The 18,091-nt window shown below is 73.6% G+C and carries 17 protein-coding genes and 1 pseudogene; 7 read left to right on the top strand and 11 right to left on the bottom strand.

Going from position 1 to position 18,091, the window contains the following annotated elements:
* Positions 1-6: 6 nt before the first annotated feature.
* The 7 genes and pseudogenes from ACLWS4_RS02615 to ACLWS4_RS02645 all read right to left on the bottom strand — a co-directional run bounded on the left by ACLWS4_RS02615 (position 7) and on the right by ACLWS4_RS02645 (position 8,441).
* A complete protein-coding gene (locus ACLWS4_RS02615) occupies positions 7-1,182 on the bottom strand; it encodes a cytochrome P450 (protein ID WP_375874565.1) in 1,176 nt (391 codons plus the stop codon).
* Positions 1,183-1,343: 161 nt separating this feature from the next.
* On the bottom strand, positions 1,344-3,143 hold the full coding sequence (locus ACLWS4_RS02620; RefSeq protein ID WP_416873233.1) for a non-ribosomal peptide synthetase: 1,800 nt from the start codon (positions 3,141-3,143) through the stop codon (positions 1,344-1,346).
* Complete coding sequence (locus tag ACLWS4_RS02625) at positions 3,140-4,210, bottom strand: LLM class flavin-dependent oxidoreductase (RefSeq protein WP_416873299.1); 1,071 nt, start codon at positions 4,208-4,210, stop codon at positions 3,140-3,142. The genes ACLWS4_RS02620 and ACLWS4_RS02625 overlap by 4 nt, the downstream gene beginning before the upstream one ends.
* A complete protein-coding gene (locus ACLWS4_RS02630) occupies positions 4,207-4,794 on the bottom strand; it encodes a flavin reductase family protein (protein WP_380739625.1) in 588 nt (195 codons plus the stop codon). Before ACLWS4_RS02630 ends, ACLWS4_RS02625 begins: the two co-directional genes overlap by 4 nt.
* A gap of 415 nt (positions 4,795-5,209) precedes the next feature.
* Positions 5,210-5,641 (bottom strand): annotated as a pseudogene (locus ACLWS4_RS02635) (sigma-70 family RNA polymerase sigma factor); the annotation flags it as partial.
* A 345-nt stretch (positions 5,642-5,986) separates the two neighbouring features.
* Positions 5,987-6,367: a winged helix-turn-helix domain-containing protein gene (locus ACLWS4_RS02640; protein ID WP_198959425.1), complete on the bottom strand. Its 381-nt coding sequence runs from the start codon at positions 6,365-6,367 to the stop codon at positions 5,987-5,989.
* Positions 6,368-6,794: 427 nt separating this feature from the next.
* Complete coding sequence (locus ACLWS4_RS02645; protein WP_416873234.1) at positions 6,795-8,441, bottom strand: MFS transporter; 1,647 nt, start codon at positions 8,439-8,441, stop codon at positions 6,795-6,797.
* Between the two features lie 138 nt (positions 8,442-8,579).
* Between ACLWS4_RS02645 and ACLWS4_RS02650 the strand changes: the two genes are divergently transcribed.
* On the top strand, positions 8,580-9,467 hold the full coding sequence (locus tag ACLWS4_RS02650; protein WP_074004396.1) for a sigma-70 family RNA polymerase sigma factor: 888 nt from the start codon (positions 8,580-8,582) through the stop codon (positions 9,465-9,467).
* A gap of 75 nt (positions 9,468-9,542) precedes the next feature.
* Here ACLWS4_RS02650 and ACLWS4_RS02655 read toward each other — a convergent pair whose 3' ends face one another.
* Both ACLWS4_RS02655 and ACLWS4_RS02660 read right to left on the bottom strand, forming a co-directional pair.
* Complete coding sequence (locus ACLWS4_RS02655; RefSeq protein ID WP_049649205.1) at positions 9,543-9,755, bottom strand: ferredoxin; 213 nt, start codon at positions 9,753-9,755, stop codon at positions 9,543-9,545.
* 52 nt (positions 9,756-9,807) lie between these two features.
* Complete coding sequence (locus tag ACLWS4_RS02660; protein WP_416873235.1) at positions 9,808-11,004, bottom strand: cytochrome P450; 1,197 nt, start codon at positions 11,002-11,004, stop codon at positions 9,808-9,810.
* 224 nt (positions 11,005-11,228) lie between these two features.
* Between ACLWS4_RS02660 and ACLWS4_RS02665 the strand changes: the two genes are divergently transcribed.
* The 5 genes from ACLWS4_RS02665 (at position 11,229) to ACLWS4_RS02685 (ending at position 15,436) form a co-directional block, all read left to right on the top strand.
* Positions 11,229-12,146, top strand: coding sequence for a thioesterase II family protein (locus ACLWS4_RS02665; RefSeq protein WP_416873236.1), 918 nt, complete (start codon positions 11,229-11,231; stop codon positions 12,144-12,146).
* 13 nt (positions 12,147-12,159) lie between these two features.
* Positions 12,160-12,903, top strand: a complete 744-nt coding sequence (locus ACLWS4_RS02670) for a tryptophan 2,3-dioxygenase family protein (protein ID WP_117490537.1) — start codon at positions 12,160-12,162, stop codon at positions 12,901-12,903.
* 60 nt (positions 12,904-12,963) lie between these two features.
* Positions 12,964-13,575 carry a flavin reductase family protein gene (locus ACLWS4_RS02675; protein ID WP_380739610.1) on the top strand — a complete coding sequence of 204 codons (612 nt, stop codon included), beginning with the start codon at positions 12,964-12,966 and terminating at the stop codon, positions 13,573-13,575.
* Between the two features lie 128 nt (positions 13,576-13,703).
* Positions 13,704-14,366 carry a nitroreductase gene (locus ACLWS4_RS02680; protein ID WP_049649215.1) on the top strand — a complete coding sequence of 221 codons (663 nt, stop codon included), beginning with the start codon at positions 13,704-13,706 and terminating at the stop codon, positions 14,364-14,366.
* Between the two features lie 101 nt (positions 14,367-14,467).
* The gene (locus ACLWS4_RS02685) at positions 14,468-15,436 is read left to right on the top strand and encodes an alpha/beta hydrolase (RefSeq protein WP_416873237.1); all 969 of its coding nucleotides are present in this window, start codon (positions 14,468-14,470) and stop codon (positions 15,434-15,436) included.
* A 250-nt stretch (positions 15,437-15,686) separates the two neighbouring features.
* Here ACLWS4_RS02685 and ACLWS4_RS02690 read toward each other — a convergent pair whose 3' ends face one another.
* Both ACLWS4_RS02690 and ACLWS4_RS02695 read right to left on the bottom strand, forming a co-directional pair.
* On the bottom strand, positions 15,687-16,697 hold the full coding sequence (locus ACLWS4_RS02690) for an ATP-grasp domain-containing protein (RefSeq protein ID WP_387966958.1): 1,011 nt from the start codon (positions 16,695-16,697) through the stop codon (positions 15,687-15,689).
* Entirely contained in the window at positions 16,697-17,869 is a 1,173-nt protein-coding gene (locus tag ACLWS4_RS02695) for an ATP-grasp domain-containing protein (RefSeq protein ID WP_416873238.1), read from the bottom strand. Before ACLWS4_RS02695 ends, ACLWS4_RS02690 begins: the two co-directional genes overlap by 1 nt.
* Positions 17,870-17,908: 39 nt before the next feature.
* On the opposite strand from ACLWS4_RS02695, the gene ACLWS4_RS02700 reads away from it, so the two are divergent.
* Entirely contained in the window at positions 17,909-18,055 is a 147-nt protein-coding gene (locus ACLWS4_RS02700; RefSeq protein ID WP_416873239.1) for a hypothetical protein, read from the top strand.
* Positions 18,056-18,091 lie beyond the last annotated feature (36 nt).

Raw genomic sequence — 18,091 nt, forward strand, 5'->3', positions numbered from 1 at the left:
CCGCCGCTACCAGGTGACCGGGAGCTCGCGGACGCCGTAGGCCACGCCGTCGTACTTGAACGGGACGTCGGCGAAGTCGATGGCCAGGCGCAGCGTCGGGATCCGCCGGTAGAGCGTGCCGTAGACGGTCTGGAGTTCTAGGACGGCCAGCGGGCGGCCCAGACAGTGGTGGGGGCCGAAGCCGAACGCCAGGTGGTGCGCGGCGTCCCGGGTGATGTCGAGGCGGTCCGGGTCGGGGAAGTTCTCCGGGTCCCGGTTGGCCAGTTCGCTGGTCAGGATGATGCCCTCGCCGGCCCGGATGACGACGTCGCCGACGGTGATGTCCTCCAGGGCGACCCGGCGGCGGCCGGAGTGCGAGATGTTGAGGTAGCGCAGCAGCTCGTCGACGGCGCGGTTGACCACGCCCGGGTCGTCGGTCTCCCGCAGCACCGCCAGCTGCTCGGGGTTGCGCAGCAGGGCCAGCGTGCCGAGGGCGATCATGTTCCCGGTGGTCTCCAGGCCGGCGACCAGCAGCGTCATGGAGATGTACGACAGCTGTTCGGGGCTGAGCGCGCCGGGGCGGACCTGGGTCTCGATCACCTCGGAGATCAGGCCGTCGGCGGGCTCGCGCAGCTGGCGGTCGATCAGCTCCCGCAGGTAGCCGCGCAGCGCCTCCTGGGCGCCGACCACCATGTCGGGCGAGCTGTCCCGGTGCAGCATCCGGGTGCTCTCGTCCTGGAAGAACTCGTGGTCGGCGTACGGGACTCCGAGCATCCGGCAGATCACCTTGGTGGAGGTCGGGAAGGCGAGGCCGCCGACCAGGTCGGCGGGCCGGGGCCGGGTGAGGAACTCGTCGATGAGCCCGTTGACGATGTCGGCGACCTCGTCCTTGAGCGCGTCGATGTTGCGGATCGCGAAGGGCGGGGAGACCATCCGGCGCTGGCGGGCGTGCTCGGGGTCGTCGAGGGCGACGAAGGAGCGGCCGTCCTTGCGCCGTTCGCGGCTGCCCAGGTCGAAGTGCGGGTAGCCGGACCTGGTCGAGTCGGCGCTGACCCGGGGGTCGACCAGGAGCTTGCGCCCGAGGTCGTAGCCGGTGACCAGCCAGGGGGTGCTGCCGTCCCAGAGCCGGACCCGGACCGGGCCGGCGCCGAGCTCGCGCATGGCGGAGGGCGGGTCGAAGGGGCAGGCGGGCTCCTTCAGGATGGGGAAGCGGGTGAGCTGCCCGGTCGCGGAGCCGCCGGCGGGGTCGCCGGCGGAATCGGTTGCGGACCCGGTCGCGGAACCGGTCGCGTCGTCGATGGTCACGGAATCTCCCTTCCTCGCCGCGCCGCGCGGGGTCCCGCCGGGCGGCCCTTCGTGGTCTGTCACCCGTGCAGGGCCCGGGCGATCTCCCGCAGGTCCTGTGCCGCGAGGACCGAGCGGATCGGCACGCGCACCCCGAGCTCCTCGCGCAGCGCGCCGATCAGCCGCCCCGCGAGCAGTGAATTGCCGCCCAGGTCGAAGAAGTTGGCCTCCGGCTCGACCCGCGGCAGGTCGAGCAGCCGGGCGATCGTGCGGTACAGCCGCTCCTCCCGGGAACCGGGGTCCGCGCCGCCATCGGATCCGGTCGCACGGTCCGAGGCAGGACGGTCCGGCGCGGTGCGGTCCAGGGCGGCGCGGTCGATCTTCCCGTTCGGGGTGGTGGGGAAGGCGTCGAGCACCTCGATCCGGGCCGGCACCATGAACTCCGGCAGCACGTCGGCGAGTCGGGCGCGCAGCGCCGCGGGGTCGAGGGCGGCGCCGGGGCTCGGGGTGACGTAGCCGACCAGGCGCGCGTCGGCCTGTCCGCCCCGCACCAGCACCGCGGCCAGGTCCACGTCGGGCTGCCGGGTGAGCCGGTCCTCGATCTCGCCCAACTCGACCCGGAAGCCGCGCAGTTTGACCTGCCCGTCGGCCCGGCCGGCGAAGTGGAACCGGCCGTCGGCGGTGCGCCGGCCGCGGTCGCCCGAGCGGTACATCCGGGCGCCGGGGGGACCGAACGGGTCGGGCAGGAAGCGGGTCGCGGTCAGCCCGGGGCGGCCGACGTAGCCGCGGGCCAGCCCGGAGCCGCCCAGGTAGAGCTCGCCCTCCGCGCCGTCGGCCACCGGCCGCAGCCGCTCGTCCAGCACGTACACCCGCGCCCCGGTCCAGGGGGCGCCGATGTCGACCCCGTCCGCCGCGTCGATCGGCCCGGCGAGGGTGCAGCCGACGGTCACCTCGGTGGGGCCGTAGCCGTTGAACATCCGGCGCCCGGGCGCCCAGGCGCCCAGCAGTGCGGGGGTGCAGGCGTCGCCGGTGGAGGTCACCGTGCCGCCCTGGAGCACGTTCTGACTGTTCGTCACGCTCAGCGCGGCGGGCGGCAGGGTGGCGTGGTCGATCGCGTGCCTGGCCAGCGTCCCGTGCAGGGCGTCGCCCGGCAGCAGGTCCTCGTCGTCGGCGACCACCAGGGCGGCGCCGTGCAGCAGGGCCAGCGAGAGGTCCCAGAACCCGGCGTCGAAGCTGACCGAGGCCCAGGAGAGCACCCGCTCGCCGGGGGCCGGGCGCAGGTGCTCCGCCTGGGTGGCGACCAGGTCGGCGACGCCCTCCTGGGGGACGGCGACGCCCTTCGGCGTGCCGGTGGAGCCGGAGGTGTAGATCACGTACAGCAGGTGGTGCGGCGACAGCGGAGCCAGGCGCTCGTCCTGCCGGACGTTCCCGTCGCCGTACCGGGCACAGGCCGCCGCGCACTCCGCGGAGTCGAGCACGACCTCGTCCAGTTCCACGCCCTCGGGCCGGGCGGCCGCGGTGCGCAGCAGCAGCCGCGGCGCCGCGTCCCGCACCATGAAGGCCTTGCGGGACGCGGGGTAGCGGGGGTCGAGCGGCAGGTAGGCGCCGCCCGCCTTGAGCACGGCCAGCTGGGCCACCACCAGCTCGGGCGAGCGCGGCACGGCCAGCGCCACCAGGTGGTCCGGGCCGACGCCGCGGTCGATCAGCAGCCGGGCCAGCCGGTTGGCCCGGGCGTTGAGCCGGCCGTAGTCGAGCGCGGTGTCCCGGTACAGCACGGCCGTCGCCCCGGGGCGGAGCGCCGCCTGCTCCTCGAACAGTTCGGCGACCGTACGGGCTCGCGCGGCCGCGGGTGCGGCCACCGTACGGACGGGCGCGGTCACGGCGCCTCGCCCAGCCGCGGGCGGACCTCGGTGGCGAACAGCTTCAGGCTGCGCGACATGCTCTCCAGCGACTGCTGGCCGTAGTCGAGCTGGAACAGCACCACGTCAGTCCCCAACTCGGCCTCGATGCGCCGCAGTTGCTCGACAGCGCTGCGCGGGGAGCCGATCACCGCCAGGCCCGCCGCCTCGCTGGGGCCGGCCTGGTGCTTGTCGACCATGGCCTCGCGGTAGCCCTGGTAGGAGGTCGAGCTGCGCTCGCGCCAGGACTCCGCGGCCGCGCCGAAGGTGTCCCAGTGCCGGCGCAGCGCGGCGTTGCCCTCCGCCACGGCCTCCTCGTCGGAGTCGGCCAGGTACAGCGCGACGCTGATCGCGACCTGGGGCCGGCGGCCGGCGTTCTTCGGCGCCGCGGCGAAGCGCTGCCGGTACAGGTCGATCATCTCCCGTACCTGGCCGACCTGTTCGCGACTGGGGGCGGAGGCGATCAGCAGGTTGTAGCCGGAGTCGCCGATCCACTCGAAGCTGGAGCGGGTGATCAGCGCGGCGGCCCACACCGGGGGGTGGGGGTCCTGGGTGGGCAGCGGGAGGGAGTCGGCGTCCCGGTAGCGGAAGAAGAGGGTGTCCTCGCTCACCCGGGACTCGGTCCACAGCCGCACCACCGCGTCCACCACCGCCCGGAACCGGTCCTTGCTGCTGTCCAGGTCGATGCCGAAGGCGTCGAACTCGTACGGCAGGAAGGCGCGGGCGAAGCCGACGTCCAGCCGGCCGCCGCTGAGCGCGTCGAGCTGCGCGGTGCGGGCCGCGAGCTGGATCGGGTGGTGGAAGGAGGCCTGGATGCCGCCGGTCATCAGCCGCACCCGGCTGGTGCGCGCGGCGACGGCGGAGAGGAAGGCGAGCGGGTCGGGGCAGTAGCCGCCGTAGGCGTGCAGGTAGTGCTCGGTCATCTTGACGTACTCGAGGCCGAGGTCGTCGGCCAGTTCGGACACCGCCAGCAGGTTGCCGTAGTACTCCTCGGCGCTGCGCACCAGCGGCGGGGTGTCGGGCAGCAGGGATATTCCGTAGGTCGTCATCTCTGGGCCTCCGTGGTCGGGTCCGGTGGTGCGTCGGGCAGGGCGCCGCGGCCGCCGAGGGACCAGTACGCGCGCAGTCCGTGGACCAGCGGCCGCGGCCGTCCGTCGTCCGCCGCGGCGGCCCGGTAGACCTCGCCGAAGAGCACCACGTGGTCGGCGACGGTCACCGAGCCGGTGATCCGGCAGTCGGCGACGGAGTGCGCGGCCCGGTCGAGGTGCGGGCCGGCCCAGTCCGGGCGGGCGGTCCACCCGACGTGCTCGAAGCGGTCGGGCCCCCGGGCGGCGAAGAGTTCGGCGACGGCGCGGGCCCGGTCGTCGAGCAGGTTCACCGCGAAGCCGCCGCTCCGTTCGAGGACGGCGAGGGTACGGCTGGAGCGCTGCAGGCACACCAGCAGGGTGGGCGGGTCGGCCGACACGCTGGAGATCGCCGTGCAGGTCGTGCCGTACGGCCGGCCGGCCTCGTCTGCGGCGGTGATGACGGCGACGCCGGCGGGGAAGCCCGCCATCAGGGTTCTGAACGCGGTCGCGGAGACCGGTCCGGCCGTCGTGCGGCCGCCGGCCCCCGTCATGGGCGTGGGGGGCATGGGGAGGAACCTCCTGGCGTCCCGTCGGGAACCGACGGTCGCGCTGTCCTCGGTCACGGTGTACGTCCTGGTCACGGCGTACGTCCTGGTGCGCGGCCTGGTCCTCGGCCGCCGCACACCGACTCTGGCACGGGCCCCGGCCGGGCCGTTCGGCGGAAAAAGATTTGCGAAAGAGGCGCTCCGCCCGCGCTGGTCGGGGCGGCCGGGCGGGGGCCGGAGTCGGGGCCGGGACGGCCCGCACCACGTCGGGCGCCAGGGCGGCGGCGATCAGCCCGGTATCCCCGGTGGCGGCCGCGAGCCGGAAGGCCGCCACCGCCTCGCGGTGGCGCTCCGGCTCCACCGGGTGCCGCTCCAGCGGGGACCGCACCTTCTGCCGGGCCCGGCTGGCCAGCTTCTTGGCGGTGGTCCGGCTGCGGTCGAGGAGCGCGCCGATCTCGTCGAAGGGCACCCCGAAGACGTCGTGCAGCACGAACGCGACCCGCTCGGCCGGGCTCAGCGCGTGCAGGACCACCCGCAGGGCGAGGCCCACCGACTCGGCCGCCAGCGCCTCCTGTTCCGGGTCCGCCTCCGCGCCGGGGCCGCAGGTGTGCGTCAACTCCTCGCTCCCGCACCGCTGTTGGCCTCCCGACCGGCTGCGCAGCGCGTCCAGGCAGACCCGGGAGGCGACGGTGCGGATCCAGCCGGGCAGGTTGCGCACCGCCGTGGTGTCGGCGCGGTCCAGCCTCAGCCAGGTCTCCTGCACCGCGTCCTCGGCCTCCTCCCGGGAGCCGAGGATGCGGTACGCGAGCCCCAGCAGCGCCGTTCGGCTCTCCTCGAAGAATTCCGCCAGCAGTTGGCGCTGATCCATCGGTCACCTTCCGGGTTCACGGTCCGTCGTACTGATGACCCGCGCACCGCGGGGCTTGTGACTCACGACCGTTCGAAGGAGAGTTCCGATGACGGAGGCCGTCGCCGAGATCCCCGCGTACACCGCGGGCACCTGGAGCATCGACAAGGCCGACCCGCACATCACCCTGGACGTCCAGGCCTCGCTCGACGCCTGAGCCCGGCCCGGCGGGACGCCCTCTGCCCGTGTGAGGTACGGGCAGAGGGCACCGGCCGCACGCCGGGGTGGCGGCGTGCCGGCTGTACGGCGTACGGGCTTCGCGGTGTGCCGCCCGCGCGGGGTGTCAGCCGCGGTCGGCGCCGCCGGTCACAGGCCGTCCGCCTCCAGGATGTAGCCGCGGCCCCACACCGTCCGGATGCAGAGGCCGACCTCGGAGATCCGCCTCCGCAGCCGCATGATCTGCAGGTCCAGGGCGTTCCTGGAGATCGCTCCGGTGGCCCGGACCACCTGCTGCTCCAGCTCGGCCCGGTACACCACCTCGCCGTAGTGGGCGACGAGTTCCTCCATGATCCCCACCTGGGTGGTGGAGATGGCGACCGAGTTGCCGCCGAAGCAGAGCACCCCGGTGGAGTCGACGGTCGGGACCCTGCGCCCGTACACGCGTTGGGACAGCGCCTGGATGCGCGCCTCGACGTCCCCGCGCGGGGCCGGCGACCTGATCCAGTCCTCCCCGGGGTCGACGCACACGGGAGCGTCATTGCCGGCCTCCACGACGAGCAGGCAGGGAATTCCCGCCTTTCGGCAGTGATTCCGTTTGTCCGCCTCGATGGGCCATCGTATTAACGTGACACCTTTGCTCAAGGGTGTCTCCCTCGTCAGAGAAAAAGGCAGTCTCGGCTTTCCTTGCTTTCTCGTACGAACCGCCCCGAAGGCAGTGGGAATCGACGCCCGGCGCGGCTCACGGCCGGGCCCGCGGCCTCCCGCCGGGGCGGGGCTCCGCAAGGCCCGGTTGCACACGTTCACCGACTGGTAAGCACACGTTTGCTGCTGGGCACTCGGCCCTCGGCAGCGCCGTGCCCGCCCCCCTGGAATCCGGGAGCGGGCGCGACGTACCGGTGGTTCGGACCACCTCCTACCTTGCCCGAGCTCTATCCGCGCACCCGCGTGACATGGGTCACGGACGGGGGCGCAGACCCTTTCCGGCCACCGTCACCTCGTCGGCGGACGAACCGCCCGCCGGTCGGGGTCCGGCCGGCTCCGGAGTACTCGACTCCGGGGTGGTCGGCTCCGGGGCCGGCTCCGGGGCGGCCGGCAGCTGTCCGGCGCGCTGCCGGAACCCGGCCCAGGCCAGCACCGCCGCCACCGCCGTGGCCGCGGCGGCGATCCCGATCGACAGCTGGTAGCCGTGCAGGAAGGAGTCGACGGCCGGCTGCCGGAACGGCTCGCCGAGCGCCTCCACCACCGTGTGCAGCCGGCCGCCGCCGACCTCCCGCGACCGCTCCAGCACCTCGGCCCGCTGGGCCCCGTCCAGCCCGGCCGTCTTCTCCTGCCAGGCGGAGACCGCCGAGTTGACGCCGACGGCGCCCAGCACCGCGAGGCACACCGAACTGCCGATCTGCCGCGAGGCGTTCAGCACGCCCGAGGCGGCACCGGAGGCCCCCGGGGGCACGTCCCGCATGGCCACGTGGGTCACGGCGGGCACGAAGGTGCCGAACCCGCCGCCGTACAGCACGTACCCGAGCGCGCTGACCGCGAAGGGCGTGGTCCCGGCCCGGCTGAGCAGGAACACCCCGACCGCGGCCAGCAGGATCCCCGAGACGGCCACCGTCACCGAGCGGAACCGCGAGTCCAGGCGGCCGCCGAACTGCGCCATGGTGAGGAACGGGATGTTCATGAACAGCCACGACAGCCCGGTGCGCAGCACCGACCAGCCCGCCACGTCCTGGAAGTACAGCGTCACCCAGAACAGCGCGCCGCTCATGCCGCCGTAGCACAGCAGGTAGATCCCCGAGGCGCTCGCGAAGCTGCGCGCGCGCAGCAGGGCGGGCGGCATCATCGGGTGCGGGGCACGGCGCTCCCACCCGAGGAAGGCCAGCAGCAGGACCACCCCGGCCGCCAGCGGGAACGCCACCACGGCCGAGCCCCACGGGTGGTCGGCGGACTCGACGAAGCCGAGCGTGAGGCAGACCAGCCCGAGCGCGCTGAGCACGATCCCCGGCACGTCGAGCCGGCGGGCCTGCGGGTTGCGCGACTCCCGCACCGCCAGGAAGGTGCAGGCGATGCCCAGGGCGGCGAACGGCAGGTTGATCCAGAAGACCGACTGCCAGCCGAAGAAGGTCAGCAGGATGCCCCCGCCGACCGGGCCCGCGCCGAAGCCGGTGCCGCCGATCGCCGCCCAGGCGCCGATCGCGGAGGCCCGCTGCTCCTTCGGGTAGGTCTCCGTGATGATGGACAGCCCCAGCGCGAGCATCGCGGCCCCGCCCAGGCCCTGCACCGCCCGGAAGGCGATCAGCGAGAGCGCGTTCCAGGCCACGGCGCAGGCGACGACGCCGATCGAGAAGACGACCATCCCGGTCAGGAAGATCCGCTTGCGGCCGTACCGGTCGCCGAGCGCCCCGCTGGCCGGGATGACCGCGGCCAGGCTCAGCGAGTACGCGCTGATCACCCACTCCAGCTCGGCGGCGCCCATGTGCAGTTCGCTCTGCATCGACGGGAGGGCCACGTTCACGATGGTCAGGTCGAGCGAGGTCATGAACGTGGCCATGCACATCGCGAACAGGGTCAGCCGCCGGCGTCGCGACTCCGTGAGGGAGAGGGTCATGGCCTCTCGCCCCTCCGGAGTCGTGTGATATGTGTGATACCCAGTGTGATCATCCCGCGCTCCAAGTAAGGTCCACGAACGACGGGGGCGGCTCGCCGCCCCCGTAGTGATGACCCCTCCCGACCGAGGAATGTGACCGTGCCCGACCACGATCGGCTGGCAGAGCAGTTCGAGCGGCACCGGCCGCACATGCGGGCCGTGGCGTACCGCATGCTCGGCTCGCACGCGGAGTCCGAGGACGCCGTCCAGGAGACCTGGATCAGACTCAGCCGCAGCGACGCCGACGAGGTGGCGAACCTCGCCGGCTGGCTCACCACGGTGATCGGCCGGATCTGTCTGAACATCCTCCGCTCCCGCGCCGCCCGGCCCGAGGACCCGGTCGGGGTGCACCTGCCGGACGTCGTCGTCGGGCAGGAGCCGTCCAACGGCCCGGAGGACGAGGCGCTGCTGAGCGACTCGGTCAGCCTCGCCCTGCTGATCGTGCTGGACACCCTCGCCCCGGCCGAGCGGGTCTCCTTCGTCCTGCACGACATGTTCCACCTGCCCTTCGACGAGATCGCGGCCGTCGTCGGGAAGACCCCGGCGGCGGCCCGCAAGCTCGCCAGCCGGGGGCGCCGCCGGGTGCAGGAGGAGCGCGAGGCGGACTCCGGCGGCGACTTCGCGACCCGCCGCACGCTGGTGAACGCCTTCTTCGCGGCGGCCCGGGACGGCGACCTGGACGGGCTGGTGGCCGTCCTCGACCCGGACGTCGAGCTGCGCGCGGACGGCGGGCCCGCCCTCGCCGCCGCCACCGCCTCGATCCGCGGCGCCCGGCCGGTGGCGGGGCGCGCCTCGCTGTTCCGCCAGGGCGGGGTGGCGGTCTTCCCGGTGCTGGTCAACGGCGTCCCCGGCGCCCTGGTCACCCGGGACGGCGCGCCGACCTCGGTCATGGGCTTCTCGGTGCGCGGCGGGCGGATCACCCGGATCCAGATCCTGCTGGACCCGGAGCGGGTCGGCGCGGTCGACTTCGCCGCCTTCACCGCGTAGCGGGGGCGGTCCGGGAAGGGTCCGGGAACGCCGGTGGGGCGCCTCCCTCGGGGGCGCCCCGGCTCGCTGCGCGCGCTACCGCTCCACCTCCGGCCCGACGCCGACGGTGATCGCCCGCGAGGGGCAGAGGTGGGCGGCCTGCCGCACCCGGTCCCCGAGTTCGTCCGCCACCTCCGCCCCGAGCAGCCGGACGGTGCCGTCCTCGTCCCGCTGGGCGAAGACCTCGTCCGCGGTGATCACGCACATCCCCGAGCCGATACAGCGCTGTCGGTCGACCGTCACCCGCATGGTTGTCCCTCTTCTCCGTTCGTTTCCGGTTCCCGGGCCCCGCCCGGGATGCTCAGCGCGGGAGCAGCCGCACCGGCAGGGAGCTGTAGCCGTTGAGGAAGGCGGACCGGATCCGGGTGGCCGGCCCGGTCACCTCCACGCCCCGCACCGCCTCGGCCAACACGCCCAGCAGCGCCCGCAGTTCGACCCGGCCGAGGAAGGCGCCCAGGCAGAAGTGGGCGCCGTGGCCCAGCGCGACGTGCTTGTTCGGGGAGCGGGAGAGGTCGAAGGAGCGCGGCTCGGCGAACGCCCGCTCGTCGTTGTTGGCCGAGATGTTCCACAGCGACACGATGTCCCCCGCCCGCACCTCCTGGCCGCCGATCAGCTGGTCGCGGGTGGCGGTGCGGGCGAAGTGGAACGCCGGGGTGGCCCAGCGCAGGGCCTCCTCCACGGCGGAGTCGAGGTCCACCCGGCCGTCCCGGAGCGCCCGCCACTGCGCGGGGTTCTCGGCCAGCGCCTTGACCGTGCTGACGGCGGAGACCCGGGAGGACTCGTCGCCGCCGATGATCAGGCTGTAGCAGTTGAGCGCGATGTCGTCCAGGCTCAGCGGCTCGCCGTCGACCAGGCCGGTGGCGAGCGTGCTGATCACGTCCTCGCCCGGGGACTCGCGCCGCTGCTGCGCCAAGTCCATGAAGTACAGCACCAGTTCGTTGCGGGACTCGAGCGAGTCGAGCTCGTCCGCCCCGGTCAGCGCGCCCTTGCTCCAGTGCAGCAGGTCCGGCCGGTCCGCCTCCGGGACGGACAGCAGGTCGCAGATGGTGTTCATCGGCACGTGCTCGGCGACGTCGGTCGCGAAGTCCACGGTGTCGGCGTCGAGCGCGGCGCCGACCAGGCCGGCGGTGCGCCGCTCGACCTTGCGGGCCACGGTGTCGAGGACCTTCGGCGACAGCGCCCGCCACAGCAGCGCGCGCAGCCCGCGGTGGCGGGGGCGGTCGGTGACGGCGAGCATCCGGCCGCCGGCCGAGTCGTCGCCGCGCAGGAGCACGTCGAGCACGGTGCCGCGGCCCGAGGCGAGCGCGCCGGCGGCGCCGTAGCAGGCGACCACGTCGGCGTACCCGGCCACCACCCAGAAGCCCGGCCGGTCGGCCGCGGCGGCATGCCAGTACACCGGCTCGTTCGCCCGTACCCCGGCGAAGAACTCGAAGGGATCGTGCGCCAGGAAGGTGCGTGAGTCGGTCAGGTCGAGCGAGGCGGTCACGGTTCGGCTCATCGTCCACAAACCCCACGGAAGACGGGAAACGCACTGCGTGCAGTGCTCGGCACGGGCCCGGTGACCGGATCCTCACAGAGGCCCGAACCGGCCCGCGCCAGTTGTGTCGGATCTCTTTCAGTTGTGTCAGAACTCTTTCGTGGCCGGTCCGGTCAGGGAGGAAGAGCCGAAAGATTGCGGACACCTGCCGAAGCACCCGTACTCCGAAGCGGAGGAGTTCCGTCATGCTTCGTACCCGCCGCGACCACTGCCTGCGGACACTGGTCCGAGCGCCCGCGGCCACGGCACGGCTGGTCTGCCTCCCGCACTCCGGCGGCAGCGCGGCCGGCTACGGCCCGTGGTCCACCGCCCTCCCCCCGACCGTCGAGCTACTGGCGGTGCAGTACCCGGGGCACGGCGACCGCTTCGGCGAACCGCCGTCCACCGACGTGCGCGCGCTGAGCGCGGAGCTGGCCTCCGAACTCCTGCGCCTGCCACCGCTGCCCACCGTGCTGTTCGGGCACAGCCTCGGGGCCCTCGTCGGCTACGAGACCGCCGTCACCCTCGGCACCCTGGGGCGCCCGCCGGCCGGCCTGCTGGCCTCCAGCTGCCCGCCGCCCGGCCGGGCCGGACGGATCCGGGCCGGCGGACTGTCCGACGAGGTCCTGTGGTCCCTGATCCGCTCCCTGGGCGGCATCGACCCGGACCTCCCCGAGGAGCCGGAGGTCGCGGAGGCCGTCCTGCCCGTCCTGCGCGCGGACCTCACCGCGCACGAGCAGTACCGGGTGGAGCCGCGGACCGCGCCGCTGGCCTGCCCGGTCCGCTGCCACCACGGCACCCTGGACCCGCTGGTCGACCGCGCCCTGGTCGCCGAGTGGGCGGCCGTCACCACCGGGCCGTTCAGCCTCCTCGAACGCGAGGGCCACCACTTCCACCTGTTCCAGCACCCCGAGGGCGTCCTCGCCGACCTCGCCGCCTTCCTCGACGCGGTGACCGTCGACGCGGTGACCGTCGACGCGGCGGCCACCGGCGCGACGGCCGCCCCGGCACCGCGCCTCCCCGCCCCGAGCACCGCCGTCCCGAGCACCGCCGTCCCGAGCACCGCCGACCCGGGCGACTCCACCCCGGGCGACTCCACCCCGCGCCCGGCGCGGGCCCTCTGATGCGGAGCTGACCATGACCGAAGCCGTCACCGAGACGATCACCGACCTGACCTACTCCACCTACCTCCAGATGGACACCCTGCTCTCGCTCCAGCAGACCCGCTTCCCCGAGTCCACCGACCGGAGCGTCGCCCTGGCCGAGCACTTCTTCATCGTCGCCCACCAGTCCTGCGAGCTGTGGCTCAAACAGATCGTGGCCGACCTCCGGCTGGCCCGGGACCTCCTGAACGCCCCCGGCGACCCGGCCGGCGGAGCCGAGGACGGGGTCGAACTCCTCCAGCGGGCCGCCGAGTTGCTCCGCGTCCTGCACGAGCAGGTGATCGTCCTGGAACGCCTCCCGCTGCGGCACTTCGTCCGGTTCCGGCCCTACCTCGGCACCGCCAGCGGCGCCCAGTCGCAGCAGTTCCGGGTGCTCGGCCGGCTGCTGGAGGACGGCACCGAGACGAGCGAGCTGTACCGGGCCTTCCTGGCCGACGCCCACCGGCAGGGCCTGAGCGCCGCCGACGTCTGCCGCCTCGGCGTCGCCTGCGGCGGCCCGCACCGGGTCGCCGAGGCGCTGCTCGACGTGGGCAACGGCTACTGGCGCTGGAAGGTGGCCCACCTGGGCCTGGTGACCAAGATGGTCGGCGGGCAGCAGGGCACCGGCGGCACCTCCGGGGAGGACTACCTGCTGCGCCGGATCACCCTCCCGTTCCGCGACCTGCGGCAGCTGCGCGGCAACCCGCACACCGAGGTGCTCGCCACCAGCCCGGTGTAGGGCCCCTGCCTCCCCATCGTCCGAAGCCCGAAGCCCGAAGTCCGTAGGAGCGACCGAGCCATGCTGCACGTCGACGTGGCATCCATGACCGCCCGCCAGCGCCAGCGCCTGCTGCTGTGGAGCGTGGTCCCCCGGCCGATCGCCATGGTGAGCACGGTCTCCCCCGGCGGGGCCGTCAACCTGGCGCCCTTCTCGTACTACACGGCCGTGGGCTACTCCCCGATGGCGCTGCTCTTCTGCGCCAGCCGGCGGGCCGACGGCACCGAGAAGGACTCCTGCCGCAACGCCCGCCTCCCCGCCGAGGGCGGCACCGGGGAGTTCACCGTCAACGTCCTGATCGAGAAGCACGCCGAGGCCGCCACCACCACGGCGAAGCCGCTCCCGTACGGCGAGTCGGAGTACGAGCTGGCCGGGCTGCGCGCCCTGCCCGGGCACGCCGTCCGCTCGCCGCGCATCGACGGCTCGCCGCTCGCCTTCGAGTGCCGCACCTCCTCGGTCGTGCCGGTCGGCGACCACTCCGTGGTCATCGGCGAGGTCGTCCACGTCGTCGCGGAGGAGGGACTGGTCGACGAGACCGGCTTCCACCTCGACCTGGACCGGCTGGGGTCGGTCGGCCGGATGGGCGCCGCCGAGTACGTCCGCACCCTGGACCGCTACGCCGTCGGCGGCTGACACCCGTCCGGCGGGACCTCGGCCCCCGGCCGTCACCTCCTCCGCGCCCGAACCGTTGCAGCAACGGGACGCCCGGCAGTGCCGGACGCGGCCCCGGAACGGTCGGGCGAGGTGTGAGGACACGGCTGGTGGACGTCTACGAGGCTGTCGAGACCCGTCGGGCGGTGCGGGGGTTCACCGACCAACCGGTGCCGAGGGAGGTGCTCGAACGGGTGCTCGCGGCCGCGTCCCGCGCCCCCTCCGGCGCCAACCTCCAGCCCTGGCACACCTACCTGGTCACCGGGGAGCGGCTGGAACGGCTCAAGCGGCTCGCCGTCGCCCGCGCCTCCTCCGGCGACCAGGGCGACGACCCCGAGTTCGAGATGTACCCGCCCGAACTCAAGTCCCCCTACCAGGAACGGCGCCGGGAGGCCGCCGAACAGCGCTACCGCGCCTTCGGCATCCCCCGCGAGGACCGGGACGCCCGGCAGCGGGCCGTCGTCCGGAACTGGGACTGCTTCGGCGCGCCCACCGCGCTGTTCAGCTACATCGACCGGTCGATGGGCCCGGCCCAGTGGGCCGACCTCGGGATGTACCTGCAGACCGTCATGCTGCTGCTGCGCGCCGAAGGGCTGCACAGCTGCCCGCAGATGGCCTGGTCCGTCTACCACCGCACCGTCGCGGACGTCCTGTCGCCGCCCGCCTCCCTCGTGCTCTTCTGCGGCCTCTCCGTGGGCCACCCCGACCCGGCCGCCCCCCGCTACCGGGTGGGCCGGGCTCCGCTCGACCAGACGGTCACCATCCTCGACTGACCGCTCCCGACACCGCCTTGCCCCTTCACCTCCTTGCCCCTTCACCGTCCGACGGCTCCACGTCCGACGGCTCCACCGACGTACCGCGGAGGCGACCTCCCGTGCCCGAGAGCCCGGCCCCGACGCTCATACCCGGCCGCGCCCCCGTCCCCGTCTACCGGGGCATGGACCGCGCGGCCCTCGACCGCCAGTACACCCCCAGCCACCGCGTCCCCGACCTCCGGGCCTACCTGGACCGCTACGCACGGGACAGCGCGAACGCCCGCCGCCGCCACCCCGTCCTCACCGGCCTCCCGTACGGCCCGCACCCGGCCGAGACCCTCGACTACTTCCCCGCCCCCGACGGCCCCGCCGGCCCTGACGGCCCGCCCCCGCTCCTGGTCTTCGTCCACGGCGGCAACTGGCAGGAACTGTCCAAGGACGACTCCGCCTTCCCCGCCCCGCCGCTGCTCCGGGCCGGCGCCGCCGTCGCGGTCGTCGGCTACGGCCTGGCCCCCGCCACCCGGCTGGACGACATGGTCGCCATGGTCCGGCGCGCCGTCCACTGGCTCCACCGCCACGCCGACGCCCTCGGCTTCGCCCCCGACCGCCTCCACCTGGCCGGCCACTCCGCCGGCGCCCACCTCGCCGCCATGGCCCTCCTCCCCCGCGTCCCCGGCACCCCCCACCACGGGCCCGACGTCTCCGCCGCGATCGCCGGCGCCACCCTGCTGAGCGGCATGTACGACCTGGAACCCGTCCGCCTCTGCTACGTCAACGACACGCTCGCCCTCGACCCGGCCGCCGCCCACCGCAACAGCCCACTGCACCACCTCCCGCCGCGCCTGCCCCCGGTCGTCCTCGCCCGCGGCGCCGACGAGACCGCCGAGTACGCCCGCCAACACGCCCTGATGGCCGCCGCCCTACGCCCCCGCACCGCCCTCACCGACCTCGTCGCCCCCGCCCACAACCACTTCTCCCTCCCCTACGCACTCGCCGCCCCCGGCTCCCCCCTCGGCACCGCCGTCCTGACCGCACTCGCCCGCGGCAGGCCCCGGAGCGTTCCGGCCGGCCGTTCCAGTCGGGAGTGAAACCGCAGGCCGGAGGGGGTGGAACCGGTGTCCTTCGCGGTGGACCTCGACGACGACCGGCCGTTCCGCACCGTGGGCGTGCACGACGCGCCGAACTACTTCCCCAACGGCACCTCCTGGGCCCCGGCCCACGCCGGGCAGTAGCCGGGGAGGGCCGGGCGGAGGGACCGGGGCGACTCCGGGTACGGGCGGCGGAGCGGACCGCCCGGCGCCGCCCGCCTCGTGCACCCCGGTGCCCGATGCCGCACCGTCAGGCCAGTCGGCCCGCCGAACGCAGGGCGGCCAGCGCGGTGTTGACCGCCTTCGCGGAGTGGTCCTCGCCGGTCAACCGCTGGTGGTAGCCCAGCCCGCCCGGGTTCTCCAGGTTGACCTCGATCACATACGGGTAGGCGAGGTCCAGCCCGGCCCAGAAGATGCCGTGGTCCATCAGCCGCTTGCCCAGCTTCCGGACGAACTCGTCCTCCTCCGGCGTCAGCCGCAGCGGTTCGTAGCGGGCGCCGACCGTGGCGTTGGCCCGGTTGTCGTTCTCCCGGGGGAAGCGCAGGAAGCCGGACACCGGGGTGTCGCCGGCCACGATGACCCGCTTCTCGTTGCTGCGCACGTTCGGGATGTAGGACTGGAGCACCGCGTGCCGCTTCGTCATTCCGATCACGTCACGGCCGTAACTGACCTGACGGGACTGGGCGTTGCCGGTGGCCGAGGAGAGCAGCGCGGTGCGGTTGCGGTCTCGTTCGTTGACCACGAAGACATCCGCCCCGCACCCCTGGTTGGTCGGCTTGACCACCCAGGAGCGCTCCGGGTCCGCCTCGACCAGCCCGTTGAACACCTCCAGGTCGTTGGAGACGTAGGTGACGGGCAGGTGCTCGCGCGGCACCAGCACGCCCAGGTTGCTCTTCGCGTTGAGGTAGAACAGCGCGGTGGCGTCGTTGACGAACGGCACCCGCTGGTTGAGCTGCCAGAGCAGTTGGACGCAGTCGGTGAGCGCCTCCGGGTGCGTTCCGGCCAGCACCCAGACCAGATCGTACTCCTCGGCCGAGGAGTACGACCGGCGGTGCGCCGGGAAGTCGCCGTCGGCGGCGAACTCCTCACTCAGCCGCACCTGGTCGCACACCACCACCGAATCGTGCACGCCGAGCGAGTCGATGTCCCCCACGTGGACCTCGTGGCCCTCCCGGTACAGCGCGGTCGGGATGATCGACTGGTTGTCGAACATCTTGAACCGGTGCACTTCGGAGATCAGGACCAGGATCTTGTACGGCATCAGCACTCCTCCAGGTTCGCCATCAGCCAGGCCTCGGCCCGCAACAACCGTTCCTCGACCTGCTCCGCGTCGGCACCGGCGACGATCACGAAGCACAGGTGCGAGGCGCTGTAGAGGGTGACCGCCCCGGGCTCCAGTTCCTCGTTCACCTGGTAGTGCCGCACCCACGGGAACGGCGGCCGCCCCGGCGCACGTACCGGCCGCCCCTGCGGCAGGACGGACACCGAGCCGTGAACCTCGGTCGGCGGCGCGGCCGGCGGCGGCTGGACGGGCAGCCCGGCGGACTGGCGCAGCACCGAGGTGTGCAGGTCCACCCCGTAGGTGGCCCGGGTGAGCCACGGAATGCGGTCGCCGCCGACCCGCGAGGCGATCTCGCACATCACCAGCTCGTCGTCCGGTGTGTGGAACACCTCCAGGTGGTAGGCGCTGACCGGCGGGACGTCGAAGGCGGACAGCGTCCGGTCGAGGAACTCCTCCAGCCGCCGGGCCATCCCGCTCTCCGGGTGCAGCTGGACCGAGCCGTTGTTCTGCCCGGTGAAGACCCCGAGGCAGCTGCGCAGGTAGCGGGAGGAGGCGACGAAGCGGTAGCCGTCGCCGAGCACCGCGTCGACGTGGTACATCGGGCCGTCGATGAACTCCTCGGCCATCAGGTCCTCGCGCCAGCGCCGCCGGGCGAAGGCGAGCAGTTCCTCGTCCCCGTGCAGCACCGCGATGTCCCGCGAGCCGCCCTGGCTGACCGGTTTGACGACCACGGGGTAGCCGACCGCCTCGATGAAGCCGGTGAGGTCGACGACCGTGTCGAGCCGGGCCCAGCGGGCGGTCGGCACGGCCCGGCCGGCGACCTCCTTCATCACCGCCTTGTCGCGGAACGACCGGGCGCTGTCCGGGGTCTGGCCGCCCAGGCCGAAGTCCGCGCGCATCCGGGCGGCCCGTTCCAGGTCGTACTCGTTGTCGGTGATGATGTGGGTGAACGGCCGTTGCCGGTGCAGCCGGCGGATCGCCAGCTCCGTGTAGGGGACGGCGTCGGAGTCCGGGACGTACTCGTAGCGGGCCAGCCGCTCGGTGTTCTTGAGCTCGTTCTGGCTGAACACCTGCAGCTTGTCGGCGAGTTCGGGGAACATCCCGGGGTAGTCGTGGCCCTGGCCGTAGTTGAGCACGGCGACGTTGGTCATGATGGGTCGGCCTCACAGTGGACGTGCGGTGCGGGAGGGGTGTCGGTCGGTGCGCCGGTGGGGGTCGGCGCGGGCGGTGCGCGGGGCCACCGGAGCGAACACCGGTGCGGCGACTGCGCCGACGACATCGAGGACCTGATCGCCGACCACCGGGAGACGGTCCAGCGGGCGGCGGCCGGGGCCTGAGGGAGGCGCGGGAGGGCCGGGTCGAGCGCCCGGCCC

The sequence above is a fragment of the Kitasatospora sp. SC0581 genome, from assembly GCF_048159585.1.
Taxonomy (GTDB): Bacteria; Actinomycetota; Actinomycetes; order Streptomycetales; family Streptomycetaceae; genus Kitasatospora.